Source organism: Hymenobacter duratus, from assembly GCF_014698995.1.
In the GTDB taxonomy this organism is placed as follows: domain Bacteria; phylum Bacteroidota; class Bacteroidia; order Cytophagales; family Hymenobacteraceae; genus Hymenobacter; species Hymenobacter duratus.
The window spans coordinates 513,858-528,290 of record NZ_JACWZZ010000001.1; the positions used below are offsets into that span (position 1 = coordinate 513,858).

General features: G+C 58.2%; 12 protein-coding genes, 1 tRNA gene and 1 pseudogene. 7 read left to right on the forward strand and 7 right to left on the reverse strand.

Annotation, left to right across the window (positions count from 1 at the left end; translation table 11 throughout):
• Nucleotides 1-41: 41 nt before the first annotated feature.
• From IC231_RS02105 to IC231_RS02115, 3 genes are all read left to right on the forward strand, one after another.
• On the forward strand, nucleotides 42-1,163 hold the full coding sequence (locus IC231_RS02105) for an efflux RND transporter periplasmic adaptor subunit (protein WP_185887858.1): 1,122 nt from the start codon (nucleotides 42-44) through the stop codon (nucleotides 1,161-1,163).
• A gap of 61 nt (nucleotides 1,164-1,224) precedes the next feature.
• Complete coding sequence (locus IC231_RS02110; RefSeq protein WP_190782962.1) at nucleotides 1,225-4,737, forward strand: efflux RND transporter permease subunit; 3,513 nt, start codon at nucleotides 1,225-1,227, stop codon at nucleotides 4,735-4,737.
• Nucleotides 4,738-4,845: 108 nt separating this feature from the next.
• A complete protein-coding gene (locus IC231_RS02115) occupies nucleotides 4,846-5,109 on the forward strand; it encodes an acyl carrier protein (protein WP_185890089.1) in 264 nt (87 codons plus the stop codon).
• 370 nt (nucleotides 5,110-5,479) lie between these two features.
• Here the strand turns inward: IC231_RS02115 and IC231_RS20400 are convergent.
• Nucleotides 5,480-5,593: pseudogene (locus IC231_RS20400) on the reverse strand (YkvA family protein); the annotation flags it as partial.
• Nucleotides 5,594-5,998: 405 nt separating this feature from the next.
• Nucleotides 5,999-6,601 carry a C40 family peptidase gene (locus IC231_RS02125; RefSeq protein ID WP_190782963.1) on the reverse strand — a complete coding sequence of 201 codons (603 nt, stop codon included), beginning with the start codon at nucleotides 6,599-6,601 and terminating at the stop codon, nucleotides 5,999-6,001.
• 306 nt (nucleotides 6,602-6,907) lie between these two features.
• Here IC231_RS02125 and IC231_RS02130 point away from each other — a divergent pair, with 306 nt between their 5' ends.
• Nucleotides 6,908-7,270 carry a hypothetical protein gene (locus IC231_RS02130; protein ID WP_190782964.1) on the forward strand — a complete coding sequence of 121 codons (363 nt, stop codon included), beginning with the start codon at nucleotides 6,908-6,910 and terminating at the stop codon, nucleotides 7,268-7,270.
• A 95-nt stretch (nucleotides 7,271-7,365) separates the two neighbouring features.
• On the opposite strand, the gene IC231_RS02135 is transcribed toward IC231_RS02130, so the two are convergent.
• On the reverse strand, nucleotides 7,366-8,100 hold the full coding sequence (locus IC231_RS02135; protein ID WP_190782965.1) for an SDR family NAD(P)-dependent oxidoreductase: 735 nt from the start codon (nucleotides 8,098-8,100) through the stop codon (nucleotides 7,366-7,368).
• Nucleotides 8,101-8,382: 282 nt separating this feature from the next.
• Between IC231_RS02135 and IC231_RS02140 the strand changes: the two genes are divergently transcribed.
• Entirely contained in the window at nucleotides 8,383-8,955 is a 573-nt protein-coding gene (locus IC231_RS02140) for a hypothetical protein (protein ID WP_190782966.1), read from the forward strand.
• Between the two features lie 111 nt (nucleotides 8,956-9,066).
• Here IC231_RS02140 and IC231_RS02145 read toward each other — a convergent pair whose 3' ends face one another.
• The 3 genes from IC231_RS02145 to IC231_RS02155 form a co-directional block, all read right to left on the reverse strand.
• Nucleotides 9,067-9,495, reverse strand: coding sequence for a BLUF domain-containing protein (locus IC231_RS02145; protein WP_190782967.1), 429 nt, complete (start codon nucleotides 9,493-9,495; stop codon nucleotides 9,067-9,069).
• Entirely contained in the window at nucleotides 9,476-9,928 is a 453-nt protein-coding gene (locus IC231_RS02150; protein ID WP_190782968.1) for a hypothetical protein, read from the reverse strand. The genes IC231_RS02145 and IC231_RS02150 overlap by 20 nt, the downstream gene beginning before the upstream one ends.
• A gap of 169 nt (nucleotides 9,929-10,097) precedes the next feature.
• Nucleotides 10,098-10,170 (reverse strand) — tRNA-Thr (locus IC231_RS02155).
• Nucleotides 10,171-10,440: 270 nt separating this feature from the next.
• On the opposite strand from IC231_RS02155, the gene IC231_RS02160 reads away from it, so the two are divergent.
• Both IC231_RS02160 and IC231_RS02165 read left to right on the forward strand, forming a co-directional pair.
• A complete protein-coding gene (locus IC231_RS02160; protein ID WP_190782969.1) occupies nucleotides 10,441-11,187 on the forward strand; it encodes an FkbM family methyltransferase in 747 nt (248 codons plus the stop codon).
• 14 nt (nucleotides 11,188-11,201) lie between these two features.
• The gene (locus IC231_RS02165) at nucleotides 11,202-11,486 is read left to right on the forward strand and encodes a DUF4834 family protein (RefSeq protein ID WP_190782970.1); all 285 of its coding nucleotides are present in this window, start codon (nucleotides 11,202-11,204) and stop codon (nucleotides 11,484-11,486) included.
• Between the two features lie 306 nt (nucleotides 11,487-11,792).
• Here the strand turns inward: IC231_RS02165 and IC231_RS02170 are convergent, their stop codons facing one another.
• Nucleotides 11,793-14,426 (reverse strand): DUF5686 and carboxypeptidase regulatory-like domain-containing protein, encoded by a 2,634-nt coding sequence (locus IC231_RS02170; protein ID WP_190782971.1) that lies wholly within the window; start codon nucleotides 14,424-14,426, stop codon nucleotides 11,793-11,795.
• Nucleotides 14,427-14,433: the final 7 nt, after the last annotated feature.

Here is a 14,433-nt window from a genome sequence, read left to right on the forward strand (position 1 = left end):
CGTTCTTGCTCCTCAACTCCATGCTACTCTCTTCTTTGCATATGAAATACTCTACCTCCGCGGCCGTGCTGGCACTGGCGCTACTGGCGTCCTGTGGTCAGAAAGACCCCGCCGCCGAACTGGCCAAACTGAAACAGGAACAGGCATCTAATCAGGCCAAAATTGCCGAACTGGAAGCCAAATCCGGCAAAACTGGTGAAGAGGCTGCTGTACTGACGACTCCCGTTTCGGTGATAAAAGTGGCTCCTGAGAGCTTCAAGAGCTACCTCGAGGTGCAGGGCCGTGTAGATTTCGACCAGAATGCCACCGTGGCTGCCCGGGCTGCCGGTACGCTTACCAGCCTGCGCGTGCAGCGCGGCGACCGGGTGAGCAAAGGCCAGACGCTGGCTACCGTAGATGCCTCCATTCTGGACGCCAACATTGCCGAACTGCGCACCCGTATGGACCTCGCCCGCGTGATTTACGAGAAGCAGGACCGTCTCTGGAAACAGCAGATTGGGACCGAAATCCAGTATCTGCAGGCCAAAAACAACTACCAGGCGCTGCAGCGCAACCTGTCTACGCTGAACCAGCAGCGCGCCCTTTACAGCGTAGTGGCTCCTTTCAGCGGCACCGTTGACGATGTGCTGCCCAAACTGGGCGAAGCCGTGGCGCCCGGCGCTCCGGTAGTGAAGCTGCTGAGCGGCGGTGGCACTGGCAAGATCATCGTGGATGTATCGGAAGCTTACGCCAACCGCATCAAAGTCGGCGACAAGGCGCTGGTGACCATTCCGGACCTGGGAACTGAGGAAGCTCCCGCTACGGTGCGCGTCGTGACCAGCACCATCAATCCTACCAGCCGGACTTTCACCACGGAACTGCGCCTGAACAACGCTAAAACTGGCCAGTTGCGCCCCAACATGGTGGCCAATGTGCGCATCCAGAACTACGACCGCCAGAACGCTACGGTACTGCCCGTAGATCTGGTACAGAAAGACGAACAGAACAGCTACGTGTTGGTGGTGGCTTCGGAAGGTGGCAAGCAAGTCGCCAAGAAGCGCATCATTCAGGTGGGCAACACCTACAATGGCAAAGTGGAAGTTACCAGCGGCCTGCAAAACGGCGACCAGGTAATTTCTGCTGGGTATCAGAACCTGAACGAAGGCCAGGCGGTGAGCCTGTAGCAGAGCGACCCCCTTCCTCCATTGAGGAAGAGCGTTTCGTCCACCCCGCAAAGACTATATCATGCAGGACGTAGAAAAAGAATTCGGGCCCACCAGTTGGTCCATTGATAACAAGACGACCATTTACATCATCACGCTGCTGCTCTGCGTGGCGGGTATTTTCTCCTACATCAAGCTGGGCAAGGAGAAGTTTCCCGACATCGTGATTCCGCGTATCATCGTGGCCACGATTTATCCGGGTACTTCGCCGACCGATATTGAAAACCTTGTCACGCGCCAGCTGGAGAAGGAAATCAAGAGCGTGAACGGGGTGAAGAAAATCAGCTCCACTTCCAACCAGGACTATTGCATCGTGGATGTGGAGTTCAACTCCGGCGTGGACGTGCAGTATGCTAAGCAGCTCATCAAGGATGCCGTAGACAAGGCCCAAAACGAGCTGCCCAACGACCTGCCCTCGCCGCCCACTGTGCAGGAAGTCAACCTGTCGGAGCTGCCCATCATGAACATCAACTTGGCGGGCAATCTGCCGGTAAGCCAGCTGAAAAAGTACGCCGACGACTTCCAGGACAAGATTGAGGCTCTGCCCGAAATTACCCGCGTTGACATCATCGGGGCTCTGGACCAGCAGGTGAACGTGGACGTGGACCTGAACCGTCTGCGGGCATCCCGCCTCAGCTTCACCGACGTAAGCGCCGCCATTGCGCGTGAGAACATCACCATTTCGGGCGGCTCCGTGAACGTGGGCGACCAGAAGCGCGCCGTGCGCGTGGCCGGCCAGTATGCCCGGGCCGCGGATATTGCCAACATTCAGGTGAAAAACCTGAACGGCGCGGCCGTGCGTCTCGGCGACATTGCCACCGTGACGGATGCCTTCAAGGACCGCGAATCCTACGCCCGCCTCGATGGCAAAACGGCCATTACCCTGAACGTTATCAAGCGCCAGGGCGAAAACCTGATTGATGCCTCCGACAAGATCAAGGAAGTTATCAAAGACTCGAAAACGAGCCTGCCCAGCGAGCTGACCATCACCGTAACGGGCGACACATCCAACGATACGCGTGTCACGCTCCACGACCTGATCAATACCATCATCATCGGCTTCATCCTCGTGACGCTGATTCTGATGTTCTTCATGGGCACGACCAACGCGCTGTTCGTGGGCCTTTCGGTGCCGATTTCTATGTTCCTGGCCTTCGTGCTGCTGCCCGGCTTTGGGTTTGCGCTGAACATGATTGTGCTGTTTGCCTTCCTGCTGGCCCTGGGGATTGTGGTCGATGACGCCATTGTGGTCATCGAAAACACTCACCGCCTGCTGCACGAGCACCCCAACCTGACGACGGCGCAGGCCGCCAAGTACGCCGCCGGAGAGGTATTCATTCCGGTGCTGGCCGGCACGCTCACCACGGTAGCGCCATTCGTACCGCTCATGTTCTGGCCGGGCATTGTAGGCTCGTTTATGTTCTACCTGCCCGTCACGCTCATTCTCACGCTGATGTCGTCGCTCATCGTGGCCTTCATCATGAACCCGGTGTTTGCCGTGAGCTTCATGGAGCGCGAAGACCACCACAGCGGCGAAAAGCCGAAAGTGACACGCAATCTGCTGATCTGGACTGCCGCGCTGGTTGGTTTGGGTATCCTGTTTAATATCCTTGGCTTCACTGGAAAAGCTGAGATTGGTATGCCGGTAGCCTCCGGAGCATCAGTGGGTGTTGGGGTCGAAGATGCAGGATTCTTCCAGACCCATGGGCATTTCTTGGGAAACCTTCTCCTCACTATTGCGGCACTTATCTGGTTGAATACGTTTCTGTTCAACAGGATGATTGCAGGCTTCCAGACCAAGGTGCTGCCTCGCTTCCAGAACGGCTACGCCAGTCTCGTGAACTGGGCCATCAGCCACCCGGTATTGGTGATGGTGAGCATGGTGGTGCTGTTTTTTATCTCCATCTTCGCAGTAGGTGCCCGCAGCCCCAAAGTAGATTTCTTCCCCTCCGGTGACCCGAAATTCGTGTATACCTACCTCAAGATGCCCGTGGGCACGCGCGTGGAGGTGACGGACTCAGTAGCCCGCGAGTTGGAAAACCGTATCTATAAGGTTATCGGCAAGGACAATCCCGATGTGGAATCGGTGATTACCAACGTGGCCATCGGTGCCTCTGACCCAGGTGAAGCTTCTGCTTCGGGCACGTCCCAGTCGAACCTGGCCAAAGTGGCCGTGGCGTTCAAGGAGATGAGCGAGCGGACCGGCCCGGCCACCAGCACTTACATGGACAAAATCCGGGAAGCGGTGAAAGGCATCCCTGGTACCGAAATTTCGGTGGACAAGGAAGCCAGCGGTCCGCCGCAGGGCAAGGCCATTGCCATCGAAGTAGCCGGCGACGACTATCCGACCCTGATCAAGCTGTCGAAAGACGTAACCCGCTACATCGAGTCCAAGAAAATCGGGGGTATTGAGCAGCTGCGCTCCAACCTGGAAGACCGCAACCCCGAAATTGCCGTGGATATCAACCGTATTCGCGCTAACCGGGAAGGCATCAGCACCGCCCAGATTGGTTCCGAAGTGCGCACGGCCATCTATGGCACCGAGGCCAGCAAGTTCAAAACGCCCGATGACGAGTATCCGATTCAGGTGCGCTATGCCGAGCCTTACCGCTCCGACGTGGACGCCATCCTGAACTCGCCGCTCACGTTCCGCGACGCTACCGGCGCCATCCGCCAGGTTCCGATTTCCTCAGTAGCTGATGTGCGCTACGGCACTACCTACGGTGGCATCAAGCGCAAAGACGTGAAGCGCGTCATCACCATCTCCTCCAACGTGCTCAACGGCTTTACCGGCCCTGACGTGGTGCGCCAGATCGAAACCTCGCTCAAAGCCTTCCCGACGCCTCCAGGCTACAGCGTGAAAATGGGCGGTGCGCAGGAAGACCAGGAGGAAACCAGCTCTTTCCTCGGTGTAGCTGCTGTGGGAGCCATTGCCCTCATTTTCCTGGTGCTGGTAATGCAATTCAACTCCGTGAGCAAGCCGGTCATCATTCTCACCGAAATCATCTTCTCGGTGGTTGGGGTAATGCTGGGCCTGGCCATTACGGGCATGAACATCAGTATCGTAATGACGGGCGTGGGCATCATTGCCCTGGCCGGTATTGTGGTGAAAAACGGTATTCTGCTGGTCGAATTCACCGACATACTGCGCAGCCAGGGGATGCCGCTCCGTGAGGCCATCGTAATGGCGGGCCGCACGCGCCTGAACCCGGTAATCCTGACGGCCACCGCCGCCACCCTGGGCCTGATTCCGCTGGCCATTGGTCTGAATATCGACTTCTACGAACTGTTCAACTCGTTTCAGCCTCACTTCTTTATCGGAGGCGAATCGGTGACGTTCTGGGGGCCGCTGGCCTGGACCATCATCTTCGGTCTGGTGTTTGCCACCGTCATCACGCTGGTAGTAGTACCGGTGATGTATCTGATAACAGAATCCCTGAAGCTGAAAATTTTCGGTAAACCGGCCAATACCGATGCAACCGATTCGTTGGAGCAGGACTCTACCGTTCGGCAGCGGGAGCTGACCGAAGCATAACCTGGGTAGTTGGTAGTGGGCAGGAAGGCCGTCCGGCCCTGATAGCCAGGTGCCTGCGCCCACTACCACCTCTCATTTTTCTCTACCAGTACCACGTCGTACTTTCCTATGATTGCTGCCACGACAACTTCCGCCCCCAAATCCATTCAGCAGCAGGTGCTGCGTATCATCAGCAAGCGCAAGGCTATCAAGTCCAAGCGCCTGCGTATCAGCAGCAGCCTGAGCCGCGAGCTAGGCTTCGATACGGTAGATGTGGTAGACATCATTCTGGAGCTGGAGCGCAATTTCCACATCACTATTCCCGACGAAGTGCCGCTGGCTACCGTCGGCGACTTTGTGAGCTATGTGGCTTCGCACGCCAAGGCTGCCTGATTGCTTTTTCGCAGAAACACAAAAGCGGCCCGGAACACTGTTCCGGGCCGCTTTTGTGTTTCTACTTTGGTAGCTTTTGCTGCTACCGAACGTTGCCGCCCGTGTCGCCGCCATCCGGGCGGGCATCGGTAGACTGGTTTGGTTCGCGGGTACTGTCGGTCGTGTTGGCGGCAGTATCGGTGTGTGGTTTGGGTTGAGTCGGCTTAGCCGGGCTGGGTTTGGCGGGCTCCGCTTTAGAAGCGGCGTGCTGAGACGCAGCAGGCTTTTCGTCCTCTTCTATTACCTGGGCATCCTCTACCAGTTGCGGACGGGTTTTTTTCCACTCCGCAAATTTGTCCATTTCCTCTTTTATGGTAGAGCTGAACCATGCTACCAGCGCCACATCATCCAGCAGGCCCAGCACCGGAATAAAATCCGGAATCAGGTCGATGGGGCTCATGAAATAGATAGTAACCGCTACGGCTGCTACAACCGTGCTGGTGGGCAGGCCGGTATACTCGCCTGAAACCGAAGCGCGAATGAGGCGAAACAGGGTCTGCAGCGTTTCCCAGGCTTCGTGCGCCAGGCTGCCAATGTCGTTTTTATCGCGGGCCTTCTCGTAGGCATCGTTCAGCAGCTGCTTGATGCGGGTTGGCTTCTTGATGTACTCCTCCGCCTTGCCAACGAACTTCTTGAATACTGGCGAATCAGCTACTTGTTCGCCTTTGGGGGTTTGCTTATCCATAACGGGAAAAGGAGAGAACGTAAGTGGGGCCCTGCGCTGGTAAAGCATAGGGCTACTGCCTGCCTATACTGTTTCGCCGCAAAATGGTTATCTGTTGGCAGACTACCAATAAAAATGCCCCGCCCGGAAAGGAGCGAGGCATCAAATAGCCAGTACGCAAGCCTGTTAGTTGGTGGCCACGCGGCCGGCAGCGTAGAAGTTGCGGTGGTAGTAGGCCTGGTTCAGGGAGCTGACCATCACGCCGCCGTTGGTGGCAGAGTGCGCAAACTTGCCATCTTTCAGGTAGATGCCAACGTGGTAAATCGGCTGACCCGGGCCCCGGCGGAAGAAAACCAAATCACCGGTTTCCATTTCGTCCTTATCCACGCGCTTCACACTCTGAAACATGGAGCGGGAGCTGCGTTGCAGCGTGATGCCGTATACTTCTTTGAATACCCGGGTTACAAAACCGGAGCAGTCGGTGCCTTTTTTGCTGTTGCTGCCGTAGCGGTAGGGGGTGCCCATCCAGTCAAGAACGGTGCGGAGCAGGGTAGTATTCTCGGTGCGGGCCAGCCGGAGTCCGAGAGCCTGGCCGTAGTAGTCGTATGCAGCGGAGTCGCTGGCCGCGGCGGCAGGCTTTTCTTCCTCGTCGAGTGAGAAACCGGACAGGAAGGACGCTTCAGCATGTATAGGGGCCGAAGCGGAGGTAGCGGTGGAAGGAGCTTGTTCGAAGAGGAAAGAGAGGGCCATGGCGGCCGCGGCGAGGCAATACAGGGAAATATTCTTCATTGTCCGTCGTGGAGGTGGCAAAATCGGTTTTCGGCAGGGGCCGAAGGAACCGGGAAGTACTTCTTTCGTCGATAGAAGCGGATGAAAAAAGGAAGCGTAAATCGGTGAAAAAACGACGAAAAAGAGCAGACTCTACTTTCGCCGATGGTTAAAGCTAGGCCTAAAATTCCGGACTAGCCTAGTTTTGTCTGCCATTTTTGACAATATTCTTCCCTAAAGTCAATTTATTGTTCAATAATACATGCAACACGTGTAACCGTATAGGTTAGTTGGTGCGTATACTCCGCCCTGTTTTTCTCCTGCCCCATGACCTCTCCGCGCATTATCGAAAACTCACCTTTGGCCCGCGTTGCCCGCCTCAAGCTGGGCACCCGGAGCGTGGCTATGGTGCTCGGCAATACCATTCATTTGAGCGGAGCAACAAAAGAGGAATTTCTGAATGACCCGTATTGGGTGGCACACGAAATGGAGCACATCCGTCAATTTCAGGAGCATGGGCGGCTGGGGTTTCTGTGGCGCTACTTGGTAGGCTGGGCCCGGCACGGGTACTACAACATTCCTTTTGAAGCGCAGGCTCGTGAAGCAGGTCACCGGAATGCGGCCCAATACGCGCAAGGTCGTCCTCTGCCCGACCCGGCTACCATGCACCAAGGCCCGAAGGCAACGTAAACACAGGGCCAATCTACAGAAAGGCCTACCCGCAAAGCGCCTCTTTGCAGTTACCTGGCAACTGAAAAGGGGCGCTTTATCTCACTCTTTAATAGTTATAGGGTTGCCAGACGCCCACCATCAGCTATCAGGGTGGTGCCATTGATGAAGCTGGCTTCAGGAGAGGCCAGAAAGCAGATAGCGGCCGACAGCTCCTCGGGCGTGCCTACCTGACCGGTAATCTTTTCTTTGCCGCTCTTCACGTTCGGGTTACTCCAAAGCATAGGCGTGTCCACGGCACCGGGCGCCACGGCATTGATGCGGGCATGCGTATGCGGTATTTCCTGACTCACACCCCGCACAAAGGCCTCAATGGCGCCCTTGCTAGTGGCGTATGGAATGACGTTGGGGGTGGTTTGGTGGGCATGCACTGAGCTGACGGCCACAATACTGCCATGCTTCATATGCGGCAGGCAAAGCTGCGTGAGCCGGAACAGACTCCGCAGATTCACCTGCAAAAGCGTATCCCAGCTCTTGGGCTTGAGCGTAAGGATGGGGTCGAACGTCATCATACCGGCGTTGCTGACCAGTACATCTATCTTATGCCAGGCGGCCAGCGTTTTGCTTACGGCTGCCACCAGCTGCGCGTCGCGGCCCACATCCGTGCGGATAAACATAGCCGTTCCTCCTGCCGCTTTTATCTCGCGCACTACGTCGCGGCCTTCTTGCGCGTCGCGGCCTAATATGGCCACCAAGCCTCCTTCCTGAGCCATCTGTACTGCCACTGCCCGCCCAATGCCGGAAGTAGCACCCGTAATAAAACACACTTTATCCTGAAAACGCTGCTGCATGCTACTGTTCTGAACCGAGTTACTGCCGCGCTTGCCGGCGGCCTACGCACAAACGCCGGGGCGGGGCATAAGTTTTTCGGCAGTGCCCGTCCAGGCTGCGGAAAACAGGGCCAGGGGCTAGCTGGCGGAATAAGTGAGCTGCTGCTGGCACTGAAAATGAGCAGAAAGCCAAAAACCAATACGCCTGATCTGCAACCCCAAAGGCAAATTTTTCGAATAGAGGGCAGGAGCGGCCGGAAGGCCGCTCCGTTACTTAGTTGTACTCCTTACTCTTTCATTATCATGGACAACAAGCAAAACCAGTCGAATTCCGGCACGTCTTCTTCCTCGTCTTCCAGCGCCGCCAATAAGCCCGCTGCGCAGTCTGCTACTCCATCTGCCAGCGGTTCGGCTACTCCTTCAGCAAACACTTCTGGTAGTGCCTCTTCTGGCCGCCAGAATCAGCAGCCTTCTTCCGCTTCCAGCAACAATACAGCTTCGCGCCAGCCACAGGCGGAAAGCACTACACCTGCTACCCAGAACGAGCAGAATCAGGACAGCCAGCGCAAGTCCTGGCTCGACCAGGAGCAGTGGGCCAAGAGTGTAGACCAACTGCCTCAGTCGCTCAAGGACTTCGGCAACAAGGCCTTGGAGCAGGTAAATAGCCTCTCGACTACCCAAAAGGTAGTGGGTGGTGCTTTACTGGTAAGCGGTCTGAGCTGGCTGGCGCTGCGTGGCAAAAGCGGAAAAACGTCGGTAGCCAGCGACTCGCGCTACACGCCCAAGGGTGAATCGAAGTGGAAGTCCAGCAGCGAGTCGGTGTACCGTGGCACGACGTCGTCGTTGCACAACAGCGACGACGACAGCAGCTTCTAGGCACTTCACCCGCGCTAAGCTTTGCATATGCAACGGCCTAGCTGAGTATTAATCAAAACGCCGCCAGCAGGAGATGCTGGCGGCGTTTTTGGTTAAGGGGGATGCGGATGCTTACTGTTCCGGGTCGTCGCGAAGCATGTAAGTGCGCATAATCCCCAGCAGCAGAGAGTCGGCGGCGCTCAGGCCCGATGGGGCAACATTGGCGGTTTCCGGCGCCTGGTAGCCCAGCAGGTGGTTGAACTGCTCACCATCCAGCACCCGGAACGCCATCGACCAATCGGGGAAGCTGCGGCTCTCTACCGATTTGTCGGCCAGCTTGATGATGCCTGTATGGCGTGGGTCCTGGGCAATCTGGTTATATACGGCGTGCACGGCAGCTGGCGGGCCCTCCAGCAACTGCATGAACTGACCGGCGTGATATAACAGAATGCCCGTCAGTCCCTGCTGCTCGTTGTTGGCTCTGGCCTGGCTGAGCAAGGTGTGTAGTTGCTCCTCAGAGAAAGGTACTACGGATGTACTGCTATATATAAGGTGGTGCATAAGTGAAGACAGGTTCCGGAAGCTGAACCATGATTTTGCCAACACTCGCCCGGCGCAAGTTAGTTTCGTTGTGCCCGTTCAAGACATACTTTACGGCCAAGGGGCTCACTGTACCAGTGCTCTTATCTACCTCGAAGGCGGCGCGGTTGGGCATGCGGCCGGCCCAGTCGGTGCGCAGCACGAGCACCTGCCAGTGGTCGTCTACTTCCAGCACGCTGGCCGAATCGAGGACGTAAAGTGCAGCGTTGGGCTGGCCCTGCAGGTATCGGCCCACTGCAGCGCGGGCAGCAGTGGCAGTGGGCGCCCCGGTTGCGCTGGTCTGTTCTTGGGCCTGCTGTTCAGAAGGCGCTTGCGGACTTTCAGCAGAAGGAGTCTGCTGACAACTGCCCAGCATTGCCAGGCCAAGTAATGACAGAAGGAAAGAGAGTTTCATATGCTGTATACCGAAGGAAGGACAACTGCGGTGACGCGTACACTGGCTGGCCACGCCAAGCACCCCGAACGTGCCGCTCTGATTCCGGTTTGCGAGCTAAGGAAGGAGAGCCCTAAACGCGAAAAAGCCTTTGCAAATACAGGATTTGCAAAGGCTTTCATACCCACTGAGCCTGTTATTGGACTCGAACCAACGACCTGCTCATTACGAATGAGCTGCTCTACCAGCTGAGCTAAACAGGCATTTCCGAGGCGGCGTATCCGTCAGGGGCAGCAAAGATAGAAACCCTGCGGAAAACCACACAAGCGTTGGCCGCATTTTTTCATGGTAGCCCAGCATGCAGCCGCGTGGCTGCTGGGTACCGGTCAGTACTGGCAGGCTATAGGCTGCCACAGCTGCTGGCCAGCGGCTGGGAAAAAGGCGGGCGGAAGCAGCTATAGTAGCAGATGCAAAGTGTGGTGGCGCCTAAGGATTCCGCAGACCCGGCCGGGCTTGCTACCTTTACCGCTTCTATGAAAGCACTCCGTAAACTTCTGGTCCGCGCGCTCGGCTTCGAGCGGTACATCCGTTTCGTGAGCCGCGTGTACTTGCGGCTGGTGGGCGCGGGCTGGGGCCGTACGAAATACCCGGAACTGTTTTTCCTGGAGAAGATTATCCGGCCGGGCTTTGTGTGTCTCGATATCGGGGCCAATCTGGGCTACTACTCGGTGGCGCTTTCGCGGCTGGTAGGGCCGGAAGGGCAGGTGCTGGCCGTGGAGCCGATTCCGGATTTCCAGGCCATTTGGCAGGACAACGTGAAGCTCAGCGGCTACCGCAACCTTACGCTACTGCCCTATGCGCTGGGTGGCCAGAACACTACCGTGCAGATGGGTACACCCGAGCGCAACGGCCTGCTGCACCACGGCATGACCAAAGTAGCAGCCAGCAACCCCGATGAGCACTACGCCCGCACTTACGACGTGCCCATGCGCGTGCCTGATGACCTGCTGGCCCACCTGCCGCGCCTCGACTTCGTGAAGTGCGACGTGGAAGGCTTCGAGCATGAGGTGTTCCGGCACATGCAGGCCACGCTGCGCCGTTTCCGGCCGCTCATCCAAACGGAGTTGAATGGCCTGGAAAACCGCCGCGCCGTGGTAGCGGTGCTCGATAAGCTGGGCTACAAACCATTCGTGCTATCGGAGCGTTCTGAACTCGTGCCGTGCTCGGAAGCCCAGCTGAACAGCGCAGTTACGGCTGATTTTTACTTTCAACCTGTTTAAGCCCCGGCTGATCCATGCTGATTAAATTCCTGCTCATTTTCTTCCTGCTGGCGCTGGTATTGCGCTTTGTGCTGCCCGTGCTGATGCGCTACCTGGTGGTTGGATTTCTGCAAAAGCAGGCCCGCCGGCACGCGCAACAGTTCGGTGGTGCCCCGTTTGAAGCTGCTCCCAACGCGTCGGAGCAAACCCGCACCGCCAGCGGCGACGTACATGTAGACTACGTGCCGCCCCGCCCGAAACCTGCGCAGCCCAAGGAGTTCAAAGGCGGCGAGTACGTGGACTTCGAGGAAGTGAAATAGGTCGGTCTGCTGTCATAGAAAAGGCCCTTTGCCAATGCGGTAGAGGGCCTTTTCTACAGCAGCAGCGCGGGAGCACCCGCAGCATCGCGCCGTTTTGTCGCGAAGTCGCGGCTGGGAGGGGCGCGGTTGCGACTCCCAGCCGCGACTTCGCGCTTTGGAGCCGCAGTGTTGCGGTAAAACGGCGCGACTTCGCGGCTGGAAGCCGCGGTATTGCGACTCCCAGCCGTAAAGTCGCGCCCTGGAGTCGCAATACTGCGGTAAAGCTGCGCAACCTCGCGGCTGGGAGGCGCGGAGCCCGAACGGTTCTTAAAACCCGATGCCTACCCGCACGCCCGTGCCTACGCGCTGCCCCGACTGCAGGCCGGTATAGAAGTCCACACGCATCACCTTGAACACGTGCTCAAGGCCCACGCCCAGCTCCACGTAGTGGCCAACCTGCGCGGTAGTAAGGTAGTTGAGCGAGGCCACTTCCTGCCACTTCAGCTGCCGCAGCAGCGGGATTTTATTTAGGAAGAAGCCGTTGAAATGGTGGTTGTAGTGCGCCTCCAGAAACTGGCGGCGCGTGCTGAAGCGGTAGTAGTCGAGGAGCTGAAACTGGCTGAAATCGGCGGCCAGGTAGGTGCGGTTGCCTGAGAAGTGGCGGAAGTCCATAAACGACAGCTTGGGCGTGCCCACAAAGCCGCCGGCCGCTACCTTGTAGCTACTCGTGCCCAGCAGCCCCAGCCCGATGTTCTGCCGGATACCAACTTCCAGCAGCGTGTAGCGCACATCGGAGCCCAGCACGCCGCCCACGCCCTGCCGCCAGATGCCCACAAACGTCGGCGACTTCGAGCCCAGATTAATCTTGCCGTCGGGCCGCGTGATGTAGCGCTGGCCGGGCCGGAACGAGGCCGCCAGCTCCCAGGTCAGGGCCTGGTTGCGGCCGAAACCGGTGCCGCCGGGCAGCTCTTCGTTGCGCGGGTCGTTGGGCGTGAAGGCTACGCCGGGCTTGTCGCGCCACAAGTCAATGGTGGTGTTTTCCAGCTCGCGCCGGTCGTAGTAGCTCAGCGTGACCTGCAGCGTCAGGCCATTCAGCACCTCGGCCTGGTAGCCCAGCTGGCCCCCGTCGCGGCGGTAGGTTTTGGCGTAGTTGCGGTTTTCGAGCAGCGTGTAATACGTGTTGATGAAGGGCGTCAGCTGCGTGTTAGGGTCGAAGTTGTCGATGGTGCGCCCCACACGGGCCGTGAGCCGCGACACGCGCACCGGATGCAGCTGCCAGGTACCCGCAAGGCTAGGACTAACCAGCTTATTGCTGAATCCGTAGCGCACGGCCGGCGTGATGGAGTAGGAACGTCGGTCGTCGGTGCGCTGCGTGAACGTGGCTTCGGGGTTGATAACGGTGCCTTCCACCGTGTTGTAGTTCAGGATGTTGAACACCGGCGCCACGTACCACGAGCGTTTGCGGAACGTATTGGAATAGGTGTAGCCGGTCAGCAGAAACTTGCTTACTTCCAGCTCGTTGCGCACCCGATCCAGTGAGTCCTGGTAGGGCCGTGAGTTGCGCACTACCTCAGTGCTGTCTTTTACCTGGTAGTCTTTCTGCTCCTCCTCGGTCAGCGGAATGGGCCGGATGGTGTCCCAGTAGCTGGAATCCCGCTCGTTCACGCCTTTTTCTACTAACATTATCTCGCCGCGCTTCAGCTGCCCGATGCTCAGGCCGGCCGTGTCGCGCTCCGCGGCTTTGCTCTGGCGGCGTACCTCCCGGTTCAGGCCGCTCAGCTTTGGCTTCTGCTTTCTGAGTTCGGCGGCCGTTTCGCGCGTCACGGGCGCTTCCGCGGGCTCTGTGGCCGTGGGAGTTGCTGGCAGGGCAGTTGGTGCCGGGCGGTTGGGGTAGGTGGGCTGCACCTTGTAGTTGCTGAGCACCGCCGTCAGGTAGCCGCTGCCTTTGAAGCCAAACGCCGTAAAGCCCACTGTAATCTTCTGCGACTGAATCACCCAGACGTGGGGCGCGCCGGGCGCGGGCGCAAACAGCTGCTCGATGCGGAAATTGTCGACGTAGTCGAGCTGGGCGTTTTTGTCGAGGTTGAGCGACACGGAGTGCAGCCGCCACGTCCCATCCACGATGTAGATGTGGCCCGAGGAAAACACCGGGTCGGTGCGGCGGCGCGGCGTGACTTTTATTTTGTGCACTAGCACGCCGCCCTGCTGGCTGCTGCCTTCCAGCTCGTACTTGTAGAACAGCATGGCCCCATCGGCAACCGGCGACACGAAACCGCGCTCTGAAAAGCCGCTTTTCAGCACGTTCTCGTAGAAGTTGAGGCCCGCCCCGCGCCCCGCCCGGTTGAAGCTGATGCCTTTGGTGTCGCCGCTCACGCGGGAGGAAATCATGCGCTCCTGCACCACGTTCGGCTGCCTGAAGCTCAGCTCTGAGACTGATTCTGACAGGTAGAAAATTCCCGGCTTGATGTCGGGCCCGATTTTCACGAGGCCCAGAATCTTGCCCGGCACTTCCGCAAACCGTCCCAATGCTTTGATGTACGCCCGGGCTTTGAAGGCGGAGACTTCGCGCAGGTGGTAGCGCCGCCACTGCTGGGCCTGCTGAATGATGGCGTAGGCCGGGTCCCGGTCGGAGGCGCGCACCACTACTTCGCGCAGCTTGTAGCTTTCGGGCTCCAGCGTAATGTTGAGCGTAGTGGCCGTGTCGCCACCGGCTACGCGTACAGTTTCTATGCGCGGTTTGTAGCCCACATATTGATACACCAGCTCGTAGGAGCCGGCTGGCAGCCGCAGCTGGTAGTTGCCCTGCTCGTTGGTGGCGGTGCTGGTGGTCGTGGTGCGTACGGCCACGTTGGCAAAGGCCAGTCCGGCCCCCTGCGGGTCCGTGACGCGGCCCTTGATGATGCCGGCCTGCGCCGCAAGGGTGTTGATCAGAAAAAAGAGCAGGAGTAAATAGCGGTGCATCGGGCAG